The sequence below is a fragment of the Rhizobium sp. 10N414 genome, assembly GCF_056394785.1.
In genome coordinates this window covers 33,256-49,123 of record NZ_JBFTIN010000008.1, presented here as the reverse complement: position 1 = coordinate 49,123, position 15,868 = coordinate 33,256, and the positions used below count along the sequence as shown (strand labels likewise).

Annotated in this window: 10 protein-coding genes; 6 read left to right on the top strand and 4 right to left on the bottom strand. The window is 59.6% G+C overall.

The genetic code is table 11. The annotated features are described in order from the left end of the window. Window positions 1-129: 129 nt before the first annotated feature. The 3 genes from AC1DE4_RS10180 to AC1DE4_RS10170 all read right to left on the bottom strand — a co-directional run bounded on the left by AC1DE4_RS10180 (window position 130) and on the right by AC1DE4_RS10170 (window position 5,132). Window positions 130-999, bottom strand: coding sequence for an alpha/beta fold hydrolase (locus AC1DE4_RS10180; RefSeq protein WP_245271615.1), 870 nt, complete (start codon window positions 997-999; stop codon window positions 130-132). Window positions 1,000-1,242: 243 nt separating this feature from the next. Further along, complete coding sequence (locus AC1DE4_RS10175) at window positions 1,243-1,953, bottom strand: alpha/beta fold hydrolase (RefSeq protein ID WP_477881234.1); 711 nt, start codon at window positions 1,951-1,953, stop codon at window positions 1,243-1,245. A 1,064-nt stretch (window positions 1,954-3,017) separates the two neighbouring features. Beyond that, window positions 3,018-5,132: a carboxy terminal-processing peptidase gene (locus tag AC1DE4_RS10170; protein WP_025657995.1), complete on the bottom strand. Its 2,115-nt coding sequence runs from the start codon at window positions 5,130-5,132 to the stop codon at window positions 3,018-3,020. 368 nt (window positions 5,133-5,500) lie between these two features. Between AC1DE4_RS10170 and AC1DE4_RS10165 the strand changes: the two genes are divergently transcribed. Beyond that, on the top strand, window positions 5,501-5,806 hold the full coding sequence (locus tag AC1DE4_RS10165; protein WP_018855961.1) for a hypothetical protein: 306 nt from the start codon (window positions 5,501-5,503) through the stop codon (window positions 5,804-5,806). Between the two features lie 111 nt (window positions 5,807-5,917). On the opposite strand, the gene AC1DE4_RS10160 is transcribed toward AC1DE4_RS10165, so the two are convergent. Continuing rightward, window positions 5,918-6,322, bottom strand: a complete 405-nt coding sequence (locus AC1DE4_RS10160; RefSeq protein WP_037214600.1) for a response regulator — start codon at window positions 6,320-6,322, stop codon at window positions 5,918-5,920. 358 nt (window positions 6,323-6,680) lie between these two features. On the opposite strand from AC1DE4_RS10160, the gene bcsN reads away from it, so the two are divergent. Genes bcsN through AC1DE4_RS10135 form a run of 5 tightly spaced genes read left to right on the top strand, consistent with a single transcriptional unit; the run spans window position 6,681 to window position 15,755 of the window. After that, on the top strand, window positions 6,681-7,688 hold the full coding sequence (bcsN, locus tag AC1DE4_RS10155) for a cellulose biosynthesis protein BcsN (RefSeq protein ID WP_025657997.1): 1,008 nt from the start codon (window positions 6,681-6,683) through the stop codon (window positions 7,686-7,688). A gap of 57 nt (window positions 7,689-7,745) precedes the next feature. Continuing rightward, complete coding sequence (bcsA, locus tag AC1DE4_RS10150) at window positions 7,746-9,935, top strand: UDP-forming cellulose synthase catalytic subunit (protein ID WP_025657998.1); 2,190 nt, start codon at window positions 7,746-7,748, stop codon at window positions 9,933-9,935. Beyond that, on the top strand, window positions 9,935-12,409 hold the full coding sequence (locus AC1DE4_RS10145; RefSeq protein WP_477881231.1) for a cellulose biosynthesis cyclic di-GMP-binding regulatory protein BcsB: 2,475 nt from the start codon (window positions 9,935-9,937) through the stop codon (window positions 12,407-12,409). The genes bcsA and AC1DE4_RS10145 overlap by 1 nt, the downstream gene beginning before the upstream one ends. Continuing rightward, a complete protein-coding gene (locus AC1DE4_RS10140; RefSeq protein WP_025658000.1) occupies window positions 12,406-13,455 on the top strand; it encodes a family 8 glycosyl hydrolase in 1,050 nt (349 codons plus the stop codon). The genes AC1DE4_RS10145 and AC1DE4_RS10140 overlap by 4 nt, the downstream gene beginning before the upstream one ends. Next, entirely contained in the window at window positions 13,452-15,755 is a 2,304-nt protein-coding gene (locus AC1DE4_RS10135) for a cellulose synthase (protein WP_477881229.1), read from the top strand. The genes AC1DE4_RS10140 and AC1DE4_RS10135 overlap by 4 nt, the downstream gene beginning before the upstream one ends. Window positions 15,756-15,868: the final 113 nt, after the last annotated feature.

Genomic DNA, 15,868 nt, shown 5'->3' with positions numbered 1-15,868 from the left:
CACGGTGAAGGCGGCGTGTGAGGTCGGATGGCCGAGAGGGCGCGCCAGTTATCCGACATTCGAAGCCAGCTGTGTGTGTACTGGTGCCGTATCCTTCGCCGTTGGAGGAACTGAAACTCGTCCGCGCGGTCAAGTGCGATTGTAAGCGGGACTTGTTCCAGCCAATGTGCTCCCTTCCAGCCTCGAAGAGATACCTTTCCGGGACACCTTTGCGTCATCTGCAAAACGACATAGCTCATCGTTGAACCTGGTAGGGTTCTCCAAAAAAGGTGCGTGCCCCGTTGCCGCATACCACGATGCCGTGGCTTCAGGACATAACGCTAGAAGGTGCCGCCCCATCGCCGGCAGGATCACCGTGTCCTCTTGGCCGTGCGTGACAAGGACGGGCACCGCAAGAGCGGTCAGTACATCGTCAGAATCGATCTCGCGGGCCAGCAGCGCAGCCCGGATTTTCGCTGGCACGGCCATGTTCCAGCAGATCGCCGTTTCGAATACTTCGGAAGGCAATTGCGAGTAAGTACATCCGCGGACGAAATTGCGGATCGCTTCGATGTTGCCAGGCAGGTCCTCGCTCGTGGCACCAATGACGTGGTCAAGGAAGCCCGGGCCAATCAAGGTGCCAAATGCGGCCTTATTTAGCGTGGTCGCCGCGCCTACAAAGTTGATGCCCGAAACCTTCGCCGTTCCATGGGTGCGGAGGTAGTCGCAAATAATGAAGCCGGCGTAGGACCAACCCACAAGAACGGGACTGCCGAGGTTGAGTTGATCTACGACAGCGGCGATATCGTCGGCCCAAAGCTGCGGCTCAGTATAATACTCCGCTTCGAGCGGGGCCTCCGACATGCCGTGACCGCGCAGGTCCAGGGCTACGAGGCGAAAATCCTCTGCAAGCATGCTCTCATACTGGTTCTTCCAGCAGAGATGGTTCTGCGACCACCCGTGGATGAAGAGGATCGAAGGAGCGTCCTCTTTTCCCCACTCGCGAACATGCAGTCGCAATCCTGCGCCGCCGGTTACAGTGTGAACCTTCATCGTCGTGCCTCCTCGTCAGCGTCGAGAACTGTAGGAAGCACTTTATTCTGCCGGCGTGAGAAGGAGTGTGGGAGGAATCGTTGAAAATGCCGGGCGGATCGTTGAAAATGCGCCCCTCGGGTGCGATCGCGCTTGAACGAGAGGCGGGAGCCAAACTCGGTTGATAGCGTCTCCAAGACCGTCGGGCGCGCCAAGGCGCCAGTCACAAGGCTACGCTGTTTCGGCGACGAAGCGCGTTACTTCACGAACAAACCGCTCAAAGGCGGGTTCGTTGGCGAGGAGAATGTGGTTGGCGCTATCGAGATCGACAAATCGAGCCCCGGGGATGCCGGTCGCAAACTCCCTTCCGCACTGAAAGGGAACGACCATGTCTTTTCTTGCGTGCAAGACCAGCGTCGGAATCGTCACCTGCGACAGGACATCCGAAACGTCGATCTCTCCGAACGCCTCGTGCAGGCGACCTGCGTTGCTGGGCAAGACAGAAATGCGCTGCAATTCGTCAAACCAATCCATCTGCACCTCGTCCGCCCCTGGAATGAACATTGCAGTGAACAGATGTCGAAAAACCGGATTGTTCTGACCCCATCCTTCCCTGATCAAAGCGGTCATTGCCTCATGCGTGGCCACCTCATGGCTGTCGCTTCGCTTTGGCCAGCCTTTTACAAATCCTCCGTACAGGATGAGCCCCGAAACCCGTTCGGGGTGTCGGACAGCGTAGGCAACGGAGACGGCACAGCTTTGCGATACGCCCAGCAGCGTGAACCGATCGAGGCCCGCCGCGTCGACCACGCTCTCCAGGTCCGCAATCATCGCCGCAAACGAGATATCCTCGGCAATCCAGTCCGAGAGTCCGGTGCCGCGCTCGTCGTAGCGTATCAGCTTCGTCTTCTCCGACAGGGCGTCGATCCAATGCGTCCACACCGGACTTTCCCAATCATACTGGAGATGCGACATCCAATGTGCGGCTCTTACGATCGGTGATCCCCGCCCACACACCGCGTAAGCGATTGTTACCCGATCCGCGGTTTTGCAGAAGCGAATTTCCTGCGACCTTTTGCTGGGCGTCACTGCTGGCCACGGGACATCCGTTTCAAAGTTCCGCGAGATGAAAGCTGATCCAGGCTGTGAAGGTGGAAGTGACCGGAGTGGGACATCGCGAGACCCGTTGCTCGCGCCGGAGACTGAAGGCTCCGGCCACTGTTCGGGGCGATCGACGGCGGCAATCTCGTTGGTAAGGCGATCGAGCACCAGGGAATAGACGTTTACTCGCTCAGGTCGGTCTTGCAGGCGTCGAACAAGGGCGCGCAGAATCTCCATGTGCACCCGAAGCGCAATATCCCGGTGACATAGCCGCCACGCTTCAAAGTTTGGGCAGTGCGGGAGGCATAGGCCATCGAGAAATTCACCACGAAATGTCGCGGCAAGCGACTCCAATCTCTCCATGTCCAAGAGGTCGAGGTCCGCGGGCCTCAGAGAAGCCATGCCTTTGAAGTCCACCTCGACCGTCTGGGGGCTGAGGAGAACGGAATTGTGGTCCGCATGCAGACGCACATGACCTTCCGTATTCACGATTGGCCTCAGCTTGTGAAGGCTCCACCTTAAGGAAGCCCGAGGGTCGTCCGGAACTTCCCAGAACATCTTGCAAAGATGCTCGCGACGTTGGGCTCTTCCGACGACAGCCAAATAGGCAAGAAGGGCACGGGTTTTCTTTGACTGCGGCAGAGGCAAAAGCTGTCCCTGCTGCGTGACGTTAAGTTCGCCCAATACCTTGATGGTTAGCTGGCCGACCATGATACACTAACCCAACGGAGTGCTCAGCCGACAGCTTAGAGCAATGCAGCTCAAGATAAAATCGGCTTCGCCTACCGTTCGGCGAGCTACGAGCGCGGGCAGCCGCAAGTGTATCCGATGGGGCCGCAGGCAGTCACGAGAACTCGCTTGCCGAACTCGGTTCGGTTTCCCGCCTGCCACGCCATCGGATAGAGCTATTTTCCGTCGGTGCTTCCCGATGGTTTTGCCGCAGTCTTTGCCTTCCCTTGTAAGTCCGCCTCATCGGCAAGAATGGCGGCGGTCTCGTTCAGCAAGACGTCTTTTGCGTTCTTGCGGGCATTTTCCATGGCAATATCAGCGCTCAGGCTGCGCTCGTTTGACTGCAGTCCATCATCTGAACCAGAATCTTCGCTATCGCTTGCTTGCGCTTGAGACTTGAGCCGCTCCTCGCGAGCAGCCGCTTCCTTGCGACGTTCGGCTTCATTCAGGGAGATAACCCCTTTCTCGCGCTGCGCCTTCAGGTCAGCAATGTCTTTCAACAGTCGTTGGAAGTCCGGGTCGCTCTCGACCCGTGCATCATGGCGGCTTTGCAACGTCGGCAGCGATGCCGCTACAACGTTTGCGGGCGTATAGTTCGCAGGCTTGATTTGCGCCCAGGGCAGGGCGTTATCATAACTGGTCTCGCCGAAGCTTGTCGGATCCGAGAACCCCGGCAAGCTGATATCAGGCGTCACGCCCCGCAGCTGCGTCGTACCGCCGTTGATCCGGAAAAACTGGGCAATCGTCACTTTCAGCTCGCCGAATTCCGGTTTGCTGTTGCGAACCATGTCATCAAGATCGACGACGGTTTGAACGGTACCTTTACCGAAGCTTGGTTCGCCGACGATCACGCCTCGACCGTAATCCTGGATCGCCGCGGCAAAGATCTCCGACGCCGATGCTGATCCGCGATTGATCAGGACGCCCACGGGGCCTGTCCAGATTGGCGCCTTAAAATCAGCGCGTCTCACCGCGACCTTGCCGTCGCTGCCGCGTTGTTGAACGACCGGACCCTTGCCGATGAACAGACCGGTCAAATCGACCGCTTCGTCTAGTGAGCCGCCGCCATTGTTGCGCAGGTCAATAAGAACGCTGTCGACCTTTTCTTGCTCCAGTTCGCCGAGAAGCTTTGCGACGTCGCGGGTTGCGCTCTTATAGTCCTTGTCGCCTTTGCGCTTGGCTTCAAAATCCTCATAGAATGCCGGTAGGGTGATCACCCCGACTTTACGCGTGGCGTCGCCCACTTTCACGGGCAGCACGGTCTTGCTGGCAGCCTGCTTCTCGAGGCTGATTTTGTCGCGCACCAGGCTGATAGTGCGATGGGTGGCATCTGCTCCGGCATCCGCCGGCAGGACGTCCAAGCGCACGACGGAGCCTTTCTTGCCTCGTATCAATTGCACGACTTCATCAAGGCGTGTACCCATCACGTCCTTTATCGCCCCGTCCTTGCCTTGACCGACACCGGTGATGCGGTCTCCAACCGAGAGCTTACCGGATAGCTGCGCCGGCCCCCCAGGCACGAGTTCACGGATTGTCGTGTAGTCGTCGCGTTCCTGTAGCACCGCACCGATGCCAACCAGCGAAAGCTTCATCGCGATATCGAAGTCGGCGGAAGCGGTCGCGCCGAAATAGTCCGTGTGCGGGTCGACCGAGGTCGTATAGGCGTCCATGAACGACTGGAAAACGTCGTCGCTCTTGTACTTGTAAGCGCGCTCGAGCGTGTTTGCGTACCGTTTGTCGAGCGTCTCGCGAATAGCCGCGTCGGCTTTACCGCCTAGTTTCAACCGCAACCAGTCGCTTTTGACGCGCTTGCGCCAAAGCTCGTTGCTGTCGGCTTCCGACTGCGGCCAAGGTTCCTTATCGCGCAGGACGGAAAAATCTTCCTTCGCACCGAAATCGAAGTCCTGCTTAATCAAGGTGCGCGCGTAGTTCATGCGGTCGACAACGCGCTTCTCATACACGTTGAAGATCGCAAACGGGATCTTCAAGTCCTCCCGTTTGATGGAATCGTCGATCTCGTTCCGTTCAGACATGAACTTGTCGATATCCGCTTGCAGAAAGAGCATGTGGTCCGGATCGAGGGACTTGATGTACCGATCCAGGACCTTGGCCGACAAGGCGTCGTCAAGAGGAATGGGTTTATAGCTGAACCGCGTGAGGAATTGCGCACTTAGCTGAGCGGCTTGTGCCTGTTGCTTTTGCGGGTGCAAAACAGGCGGGGACGCGACGTCAGCATATGCAGGCTGTACGATTGCAAGAACTGCACCAAGGAAAACATAGGTTATGCGCATTCAGCGTTGATCCAATTCTTAATGCCGAGAGTCAATGTGCGATCTAGGTCAAGCAAATTATGGTTTTTTGACAATCGAATCGATCAAATCGCCAATTTCCTGCGGCGGAAAGTCCGTTCGACGGACAGTAAGTGCACCCGTCGCCGGGGTATTGCTGGGAGGAGCCGGAGATTCTGGCAAGCTTTTTTTGTGAGAAAGGTGAAAGCATGCTGGTGCACCCCCGCCCCTCCGCAACCGTTCATCTTCGTCACAGTGGAGATCGTAAACCAGCAGATCCGATAGAGGACGGATTCCACAAAGAATGAGTTGACCGTTTTCGATGGCGGGACGACACTTGCAACCTGCAGCAAGGTGGGAGAGAGAGAACGATGGACGAGCAAGACCGCTGGCGTCACATGGCAAGCGCGCCGAAAGACGGCAGTCGGATCCTCGTCACGATCCGCCAGTCCGAACAGGGGCCGGCAGAAGTCGACCTCGCCTATTGGTCGAATGGCGATCAGTTCGGTGCGGAAGGCTGGCGTGCCTCTGATTCCTCGCCAGGCCGAATCATTGAATATGCCGAGCCGGAAATGAAGTGCTGGATGCCGATGCCCTCGGCCAATCTCAATCGTGCGTCGATGCCCTCACCCTGGGAAGGCGACGACGCACAGGAGCTCGACGGGTCAGGGATTTGAGAGTTCGCGCCAGCATCGCTAACGCTTCTGTTGTGGCGCTGGCATCAATTGTATGGGGGCAGCCAGACTCCGCGTCCGCATGACCTTCAGGATGGTCACGACATCCTCGCGCTATCTGGCAGCGTTTGGCCGCTTCGGCAAAGAACGCGACGCGTGGGAACCGACCCGTCGCCCGATTTCGTTGGCGATAGCCTTTAGATCGTAAGGCTTGGGAAAGAAGCTCGCGTCCCAATCCAGGTCAGTAAGATCGATTTCACGACCAGACGTCACCAAGACGTGGATGAACGGCTTTGTCGCCTTGATGAGCCTCGCGAGATCCAGGCCGTTGAGTGCCCCAGGCATCTCCACGTCGGTCACGATCGCATCAACGTCATCGTTCACTCCAAGTGCCGCGATCGCCTCAAGCACGTTCCCGCATTCGATGACGCTATAACCTTCCTCAAGCAGTTGGTCTGCCAGCACGAAGCGAATGAGGGGTTCATCTTCCACGATAAGGATCTTTGCCACTACTCGCATACTCCGTTTCGGATGCCGGTCTAACGCGCCAGGAGAGCAAATCGGTCCTCAAGGAAGAATGCGATTTGGTTACATGTTTAATAAAATGCAAATCAGTTTCGCGAGATGATTTCGCAGTCTATCCAGGATGATCGACACACTGTGTTCAACGCCAGACGGAGAACACCGCGAGGATCGGAATCCGTCGACGACGTTGCCGGACAGCTGCACCGAGTGCCATTCCCTTCCCAGATCAACACTCGCTGTCGCACATTAACTATGGGTTAACCATAATCGTCGTTTACCATAGGTAGCGGCCTCAAGGGTCGTTGATTCGGAAGTCCAATGCGTAATCTCGCATGGGCGTGAGGAAAGACGATTGCGGCGACCCGAAACGTCCAGTGTACTGAAGGCGTCATGCTTGGCACTGCTTGCCGGGCTTGTGGTCGGATGTCAGTCGTCAGGAAATGTCAGGCGCCCAAACGTCTCCGAGACGGTGCCCGCCGAAAGGGCGCTGGCCTTGCCTCCGCCTGGTGGTCCCTCGATCGTCAGTGTCGTCGAGCGCAAGCGTGGCAATGGCACAGAGCAGACGATTTCGCTCTACACGTCGTCTTCCGTGTCCGGTCAGAATTTTCTCGGGGTGCAGTTTTTTGGGGCATCAGGAGCCAATCCTGGCATCGGAAACGCCTCCTTTAGGATGGTCAGCGAGGACGGGATAATCCGCGAAGCCTTTGCGGCCGTTCCCGGCGTGCAGATGACGCGCTCGGCGACTTATCTGCAAAACAGCTATGGACCGTTCGGCTATGCCTCGGGCCAGAGCGGTTCGGGCGATACCTGTATTTATGGCTGGCAGCAGATCCGCTCAAGCAGATCCGCGCAGACGCAAGTGCGCAACTTCGGAATGATCCAGGTACGGTTGCGCCTCTGTGATGCCCGGGCAACCGAAAGACAGTTGCTCGGAATCATGTATGGCTACACGATCGTTGGGATGCTGGATGGAGAAATCTGGAATCCGTTCGGGCATCCGCAGGGCACTGATCCGACGCTCGGGCGCCCCGGCAATCCGATCTATCCAGACGAGGGCGGCTATAGAAACACGCCGATGGCTTTTGGCTATGAACCAGCCCGTCCGGAAATCCAATCTCGTGTCGTTCGCGTACGCAGCGTTCAGCCGAGAGTCGAGGAGGCGCCCGTGCAATTGCCGCCGCCGACCGGCCCTCGCGTTCCGTTGCCTGATGGCTCGAGCAGTCTGCCGCAGCCAGACATGTCAGCCGCGCCTTCGGCCGAACAGACGCAACCGAGAACCGCGGTGGCGAGCGGCCTGACGGTGCCGTCACCGGAGTGCATAGGGGATTCGGCCATGACGGCCGCGTGCCAGAAGAAGTAGACGTGAGACGGCTGCGGTGTTCCTAAGCGCCCGGCCCGCATTGTCAAAGGGATGTTGATGCATAAAGCCCGAAGCATCATTACGTGGGCCTTCGTTTCTCTGTGCGTGATCGTTCTGATCACATTGCCTGTGAACCTGCAGACACAGCTGATCGCGAGCTTTGTTGTCGTCGCCGTGATGGCGATCATCAAGGGGCTGAAGGCTGAAGGCACCTGGAGACTGATTGCGCTTGCCTTTGGCACCTCCATCGTTCTTCGCTATGTCTATTGGCGAACGACCAATACGCTGCCGCCGATCAACCAGCCGGAGAATTTCATCCCTGGCCTGCTGCTCTATCTCGCGGAAATGTATAGCGTGGCGATGTTGGCGCTCAGCCTGTTCATCGTCGCCACGCCCTTGCCTCCGCGTCCATCGCGCGCGAGCAAGGAAGAGCGGTTTCCGCATGTCGACGTGTTCGTCCCCTCCTACAACGAGGACTCCCACCTTCTCGCCAACACGCTGGCTGCGGCAAAGGCCATGGATTATCCGGCCGAAAGACTGCACGTCTGGCTGCTGGATGACGGTGGTACACTGCAGAAGCGCAATTCCAACAAGCTTCTCGAAGCCCAGGCCGCGGTGGCGCGCCATGACGAACTCAAGAAGCTTTGCGAGGATCTCGACGTCCGCTACCTCACGCGTGACCGCAATGAGCATGCCAAAGCGGGCAACCTCAACAACGGAATGAAGCAATCAAGCGGCGAGCTGATCGCCGTGTTCGATGCGGACCACGCGCCGGCACGCGACTTCCTGCTCGAAACCGTCGGCTATTTCGACGACGATCCGAAGCTGTTTCTTGTCCAGACCCCGCATTTCTTCATCAATCCGGATCCGCTCGAACGAAATCTTAGAACCTTCGAGAGGATGCCGAGCGAGAACGAGATGTTTTACGGCATCATCCAGCGCGGTCTCGACAAATGGAATGCCGCCTTCTTCTGCGGTTCAGCCGCCGTCCTTAGCCGGAGGGCGCTCGAATCCCAGGGAGGCTTCAGCGGCATCAGCATCACCGAGGATTGCGAAACCGCGCTTGCGCTTCATGGCAGCGGATGGAACAGCATCTATGTGGACAAGCCGCTGATCGCCGGGCTGCAGCCCGCGACATTTGCGAGCTTCATCGGCCAGCGCAGCCGCTGGGCGCAGGGAATGATGCAGATCTTGCGTTTCCGTTTCCCGCTGCTGAAGCGTGGCCTGACACTGCCGCAACGCCTTTGCTATATGTCGTCGACGCTCTTCTGGCTCTTCCCCTTCCCGCGTACGATTTTCCTGTTCGCGCCGCTTTTCTATCTCTTCTTCGATCTTGAGATCTTCACGGCATCGGGCGGCGAGTTCCTGGCCTATACGCTTGCCTATATGCTCGTGAACCTGATGATGCAGAACTACCTCTACGGGTCCTTCCGCTGGCCGTGGATCTCGGAGCTCTACGAGTATGTCCAGACGGTCCACCTGCTCCCGGCGGTGGTTTCGGTCATGCTCAATCCGCGCAAGCCAACCTTCAAGGTGACGGCGAAGGACGAGTCGATTGCCGTCAGCCGCTTATCGGAAATCAGCCGGCCGTTCTTCGTGATCTTTGCTGTCCAGCTGATTGCTCTGGCGGTGACCATCTATCGCATCTATGCCGAGCCATATAAGGCCGATGTGACCTTGGTGGTCGGTGGCTGGAACGTCATCAACCTCATTATGGCCGGCTGTGCCCTCGGGGTCGTGTCCGAACGTGGCGAGCGGGCTGCGTCCCGACGCGTGCGTGTGAACCGGCGTTGTGAATTCGGGGTCGGTGGCAAGTGGTACACGGCATCGATCGAAGACGTGTCGGTGCACGGCGCGCGACTGCATGTTTTCAACAAGCAGCTGGATCCCATGGTGATCGGGACCGAGGGGGAAATTCGCTTTCAGCCTCATAGCGGCGCAAGCATGGAAACACTCCCCCTAATCGTCCGCAATATCCAGCCGTCCGGCGAGATCCTGGCCGTTGGCTGCCAATACATTCCGAAGCGCGCGCTCGACCACCGCCTGATCGCCGACCTGATCTTTGCGAATTCCGATCAGTGGACACAGTTCCAGCAGGCGCGACGCCATAACCCAGGCCTCATTCGAGGAACAATCTGGTTTCTCGGCCTTTCGCTCTATCAGACAAGCCGTGGCCTCGTGTACCTCTTCCGGAGCACGAGATCTGAGCGCGAGCGCCCGCATCAGGTCGCGAAGGCAGGAAACTGATGAGGAAGATCACATCAATCCTGGCGTTTCTCCTTTCCGCCCCCGCGGTTGCCTATGCACAGACCGCGCCCTTCGACATGTCGGGCGAGCGTGAGCAAGGGAGCGCCCCGATGGTGCCGCGCCTGACATTACCGGCCACGCCTGCGCCGGCGACCGGCCCGCAAACACCCCCCACGCCGCCTGCACCCGCTGCTAACCCGACGCCACCATTCGCCATCGCACCCGCCTCACCGCCAGCCGCGGCTCAACCGCCGCCCGCGCAGGTGGAAGCGCCTCGCCCACAAACTGCCACGCCACCCCCTCTGCCTGCCGTCCAATCAAGCCTAAGCGCCGCGCTTCGGAGATATGTTGTTCCGTTCGCCAAGCTCGGCCTGGATGGCGAGTATGATCGCAAGTCGTGGTCGGTCTACATCACGCCGGAGCAGGCCGCCGCGCCTGCAAAGTTCAACTTCGCCTATCAGAATGCGGTTGTTGTCGCGCCGGAGGCGTCACAACTGACCGTTCTTCTGAACAATCGGATCGTCGGCCAACAGGCGATCGCCTCACCGGATGCACCATCGAATGTCTCGTTTGATGTCCCAGCGGGACTGCTGCAACCGGGCGCAAATCTTCTGACATTCGAAGCCACACAACGCCACCGCACCGATTGTACCATTGAATCGACCTACGAGCTTTGGACGGATATCGACCCGGCAAAGACCTATCTGAGCTTCAGCGGTCAAGAGGCAGCGAAGTTTTCCAGCACGGACGCCATTCGCGCGATCGGCGTCGATGAAACCGGCAGGACGCAGTTCAATTTTGTCGTACCGGCACTCGAGCAGCCAGGCACGACAAAACCTCTTCTGCGCCTTGCCCAGGGACTCTCGGTTCTGAGCGGCATGCCGAACGAGACATTCTCCTTTAGCGCGGATGCACTGCCCCAGTCTGGTCCCGGGCGCATGACTGTGGTTGTCGGAACGCCGGCAGAGCTCCAACCGTTCTTCGCCCCCCCGCCGGCCGCGCAAGCGGCGCCGCTGGCCTCCTTTGTGACCGACCCGAAGTCGGGGGCACCCGTTCTTTTGATCAGCGGCCCGTCCTGGCCCGCAATTTCGGCCGCGATTGAAACCATTGTGTCGACGGTGGACCGGCCCGCGACCGCCATTCGCGATACGTTGGTAACCCAGCGTTGGAGCGCACCGGATGCACCGCTTGTTCTCTCGGCCACAAACCTGACATTTGCGCAGTTGGGCGTGAAGACAACGGAGTTTTCGGGACGACGCTTCCGGACCAGTTTCAACATCGCCGTGCCGTCTGATTTCTACGCGAACGCCTATGGCGATGCGACGGTACTGCTGGACGCCGCCTTCACGCAGAATGTCCTGCCCGGCAGCCATATCGACATCTACGTCAACGGCAACATCGCTTCAACGGTGCCGATTTCATCAACGGGTGGGGGCATCTTCCGGCACTTGCCCATTCGCGTGACGATGCGGCATTTCAAACCGGGCTTAAACACACTGTCCCTCGAAGCCATCCTGATGACGAAAGAGGACGACATCTGCGTGCCGGGCACGACGGCCGGTACCACGCCGCGCTTTGCGCTCTTCGACACCAGCGAGATTCACATTCCGGACTTTGCCCGCATCGGGCAGCGACCGAACCTCGCCGGACTGTCAGGGACTGGCTATCCCTACAATCGCGCGACACAGCCCATTCCGCTGTTCATCGACCGGATTGATAGCGACACGCTGTCGGCGACGGCCACGCTACTCGGGCAAATGGCAGTGGTTGCCGGCCGCCCGCTCGACATTGAACCGGCGGCGACACCGGGCGCCATCGGCGAACGGGATGCGATTTTCATCGGCTCGATCTCGCAGATGCCGCCGGCCGTGTTGACGCAGTTGAATGTAGCAACGACCAGTCAGGCGTCCTGGCGACCGCCCGCCGCCGCCCAATCGAACCAGACCGAGCCTTCTGTGACCTTTGACGATTGGCGCTCCAAGGTCAGCGGCGGGGTATGGCGCGGGCAGATCACATCATTTCAGGAGTGGCTGCGCCGCAACTTCGACATTTCGCTGAGTTCACTGCAGTTCGTACCAGGGTCCGAGGAAGTCTTCACGCCCTCGAACGACGACAGCTTCTTGATCGCTCAGGGCAAAAGCGCTGCCGGGAAATCCTCCTGGACGATTGTAACGGCTCCTTCCGCCAAGGACCTGCGCGAGGGCGCCGAAGCCGTTACCACACAGGTCAACTGGCCGCAGATCGCAGGTCATATCACCACCTATTCCAGCAAGACCGGCAAGGTCGAAAGCGTCCCGGTCGGTCGCTTCGATTTCGTGGCCTCTCAGCCCTGGTCCCTCTCAAATTATCGCCTGATTGCTGCGAACTGGCTATCAACGAACATACTGTCCTACGCCTTCCTTCTGGTCGTCCTTTCGCTGCTGATCGGTGTTACCACGGCAAGCATGCTTTCCCGGCTGGGCAGGCGCGAATGAAGAGGTTGCTGAAACTGCTCTGCGCCGCAAGCTTCGCGGTTGCGGCTGTCTGCCAGCCCGCGCAGGCGCGAGGTCCCGGAATTAGCTCAGAGGCATGGGGCGCCTACAAGGCGAAGTTCCTGGATGCCAGCGGCCGCATCGTCGATGATGGCAACGGCAATATCAGCCACAGCGAAGGCCAGGGTTACGGCCTGCTGCTTGCCTACCTTGCCAACAACCCCGCTGACTTCGAACAGATATGGTACTTCACGCGCACCGAACTGTTGCTGCGCGATGACGGCCTGGCCGCCTGGAGATGGGATCCTGCCGTCACGCCGCATGTCACCGATAGCAACAATGCATCGGATGGCGATCTGCTGATCGCCTATGCGTTGGCCCTTGCGGGGTCTGCGTGGAACAAGACCGATTATATGGAGGCGGCTGCGAAGATGGCTCAAGCCCTTCTTTCGCATGTCGTCATCAGTTCAAACGGACACACCCTGTTGCTCCCTGGCGTCAGCGGTTTCAATTCCCCTGATCGCAAGGACGGCCCCGTCATCAATCCCTCCTACTGGGTGTATGAGGCGATCCCGGTCATGGCGCTCTTGGCCCCATCCAACGCCTGGCAGAAGCTGTCGGACGACGGTCTGCAGCTGCTGCAGGCCATGCAGTTCGGACCACGAAAACTGCCCGCCGATTGGGTGAGCCTCAATCGCATGCCGGAGCCCGCAGCCGGCTTCGACGCGGAATTCGGATACAACAGCCTGCGCATCCCGCTCTATCTCGTGCGCGCGGGAGTTTCGGACAAGGCTCTGCTGTCAAGATTGCGAAAGGGAATGACCGCCGAGGAGGGCACTCCGGCGACAATCGACCTCTCGTCCGGCAAGCCGAAGGCGCTGCTGTCGGACCCGGGTTATCGAATTGTTAACGATGTCGTGGCCTGTGTGACGGAAGGAACCAAGCTGCCTGAGTCGTCGCAGCATTTTGAGCCGTCGCTCTACTATCCATCGACCCTTCATCTTCTTGGGTTGGCATTTGTCGGGGAGAAGCATCCGGAGTGTCTGTGAAATCCTCATCCGTTGCAATTGTCGTTGCGGTGGCGGTGGCTGGTCTGGTGACCGCCCTGAGGGACCGCGTGGCACTTCAGGAGATGCTGGGCTTCGGGCAGTCGGGTCACGCAGCTGCGCCACAATTCATGCTCATGGGTCGTGTCACGGGACCGGAAACCAGTCCCAAGCCGCAGATCGACGTCCAGGCCATTGCCGATCGGCTACACGCAGCAACACTGGTTCCGCCGCTTCCTCAACAGGGTGAGACCGCCGGTGACGAGGCCGAAAAGTCGTTGATGGTCGCGCAGGCGCCTCAACAGCAGCCTACGGCGGCTCAGCCAGCCAAGTCAGCCCAGCCGAAAGTCGATGAGAGTGCCTTGCGCTATTTCGCCAGCCGCGGCGACAAGGCGCGACTGCAGGCCGAGATCGCGCGGCTTCAGGCGCTGTACCCGAACTGGGTGCCGCCCGCCGATCCTCTGGCCGTTCCGCAGAGTGGCGACAGGCAGCTGGAGCAGATGTGGCAACTGTATTCGGAGGGACGCTACGCGGAACTCCGCAAGGCGATTGCCGACCGGCAGGCGTCCGAATCGGGATGGCAGCCGCCGCCTGACCTGCTTGACCGGCTGGATGTCGCCGAGGCCCGCGCGCGCCTCGTCAATGCGTCGGACCTGAAGCAATATGCAACCGTCGTCCAGATCGGCGCCAATACACCGAGCCTCCTGACATGCAGCGACATCGACGTGCTATGGCGGGTTGCCGAAGCTTTCGCGAAGACCGATCGCGCACCGCGCGCCCGGGATGCCTATGTCTATATCCTGAAGAATTGCACAAATCCGCAAGAGCGTGTGGCGACCATTCAGAAGGCGTCCGCCTTGCTTTCCTACGCAGTGATGCAGGATCTCCTGGCGCTTGAACGCCCCGATGGCAACGGCGGCCGCGAATTCGATGGCATGCGCAATGAGCTTGCCCGCCGCTTTGTCGCCGCCGGCAACGATGACCCCGATCTGGCTGTGGCGCCGGCTTATCTTTCAATCGTGCAACGACTTGCTGAAACGGAGCGGCTGGCATCCGACAGCCTTCTTCTCGGCTGGTACCAGCTTCGCCGGGAAAACTATCCCGATGCGGAAAGATGGTTTCGGGCAGCGCGGGAGAAGGAAGACTCGGCAATCGCTTCCCAGGGTCTGGCGCTGGCGCTGATTGCCGAGAAGAAACCGCAAGAGGCGGAGGACGTCATGTACAAGTGGCGTGGTGCCTCCAAGGATGCGACCGCGACATATCTTGCTGCGACGGCGAACCTGATGGCCCTCCAGCCGCCTGCCAACCTCAGCGAAGAGGTACTTTCGCGCATCGCCAGCGAAATCATTGCCCAGAAATATGTGCCGACGGCACAGCAATTCGGCTGGTTTGCCCGCACTCTCAATCAACCGCAAACAGCGGCGCGCTGGTTCGAGACGGCGCTACGCTGGAAGCCGGATGACGAACCGTCCGCTTACGGATTGGCCATCACGCGCCAGCAGTTGCGGGACCGGGCGGGCGTAGCTGAGATCCAGCGCCTGTGGGGTGGCAGGTCCGAGCGCATCGCACAGTTGGGTGAGGCCACGAACCAACGGACCACAACACCTTCCCTGCCCGCCCCTCCCGGGCAGATGGTGCCGCAAGGTCCAACGGCCGCGTCACCGGAGATTGTCCGGGCACCGCCGGAGCGCATCGAAAGTGCAAACCCGCCAGCCGTCACCGAGGTCGTACGCCAGCCTGCGATGCAAACGGTCACGGTTCGCCGCGGTGCACGGCAACTGCGCGGATGCACGACCACGGTCAATGCGCAACTGCTCGATCCGGAAACCGCACTGTCACGGGGCTGGTGCCTGATGGACATCAATCGTCCGATGGAGGCAGCCAAGGCTTTCGACGCAGCGCTCGCCAGTTCAAACCGCAAGACGCGCGAGGACGCAGCCTATGGCCAGAGCCTCGCCTTCCTGCGCGCCGGCCTATCCAACAATGCTGCCGTAGCCGCGACGAAGGCACCGCAGACGCAACAGCGCGCGGCCGAATTGCAGATTGCGATCCTGGCCGACCGGGCTCTCGCCGCCTTCGATGCAAAGCGCTATCGCGAGGCCTTGATATATCTCGATCAGCGCGCCCAGCTTCGCCAGGAACCGATCGATCTGATGGTGCTGCGCGGATATGCCTACCTGAACATGAAGATGTACGGCGATGCCGAGCGGATATTCACTGCCGCGGCCTCGACCGGCAACAAGGATGCAAACCGCGGTCTGGCCGATCTGAAGGCATCGACGCATCCTGATACCGTCGATTAGCGACAACGAGGATTGTTCTGCTGGCGCATGCATGTTGGCGTGAGCGGTGCCATTCAGCGTGCAGCTCACGCGGTCGTCGCGAGCATGGTTGCCGGGCGCACTTCACGCGCTGG

Bases quoted from the DNA above. Each gene is read 5' to 3' on its own strand.
- AC1DE4_RS10145 (WP_477881231.1), top strand. From the start codon at position 9,935: ATGAGGAAGATCACATCAATCCTGGCGTTTCTCCTTTCCGCCCCCGCG.
- AC1DE4_RS10140 (WP_025658000.1), top strand. From the start codon at position 12,406: ATGAAGAGGTTGCTGAAACTGCTCTGCGCCGCAAGCTTCGCGGTTGCG.
- bcsA (WP_025657998.1), top strand. From the start codon at position 7,746: ATGCATAAAGCCCGAAGCATCATTACGTGGGCCTTCGTTTCTCTGTGC.
- AC1DE4_RS10165 (WP_018855961.1), top strand. From the start codon at position 5,501: ATGGACGAGCAAGACCGCTGGCGTCACATGGCAAGCGCGCCGAAAGAC.
- AC1DE4_RS10170 (WP_025657995.1), bottom strand. From the start codon at position 5,132: ATGCGCATAACCTATGTTTTCCTTGGTGCAGTTCTTGCAATCGTACAG.
- AC1DE4_RS10160 (WP_037214600.1), bottom strand. From the start codon at position 6,322: ATGCGAGTAGTGGCAAAGATCCTTATCGTGGAAGATGAACCCCTCATT.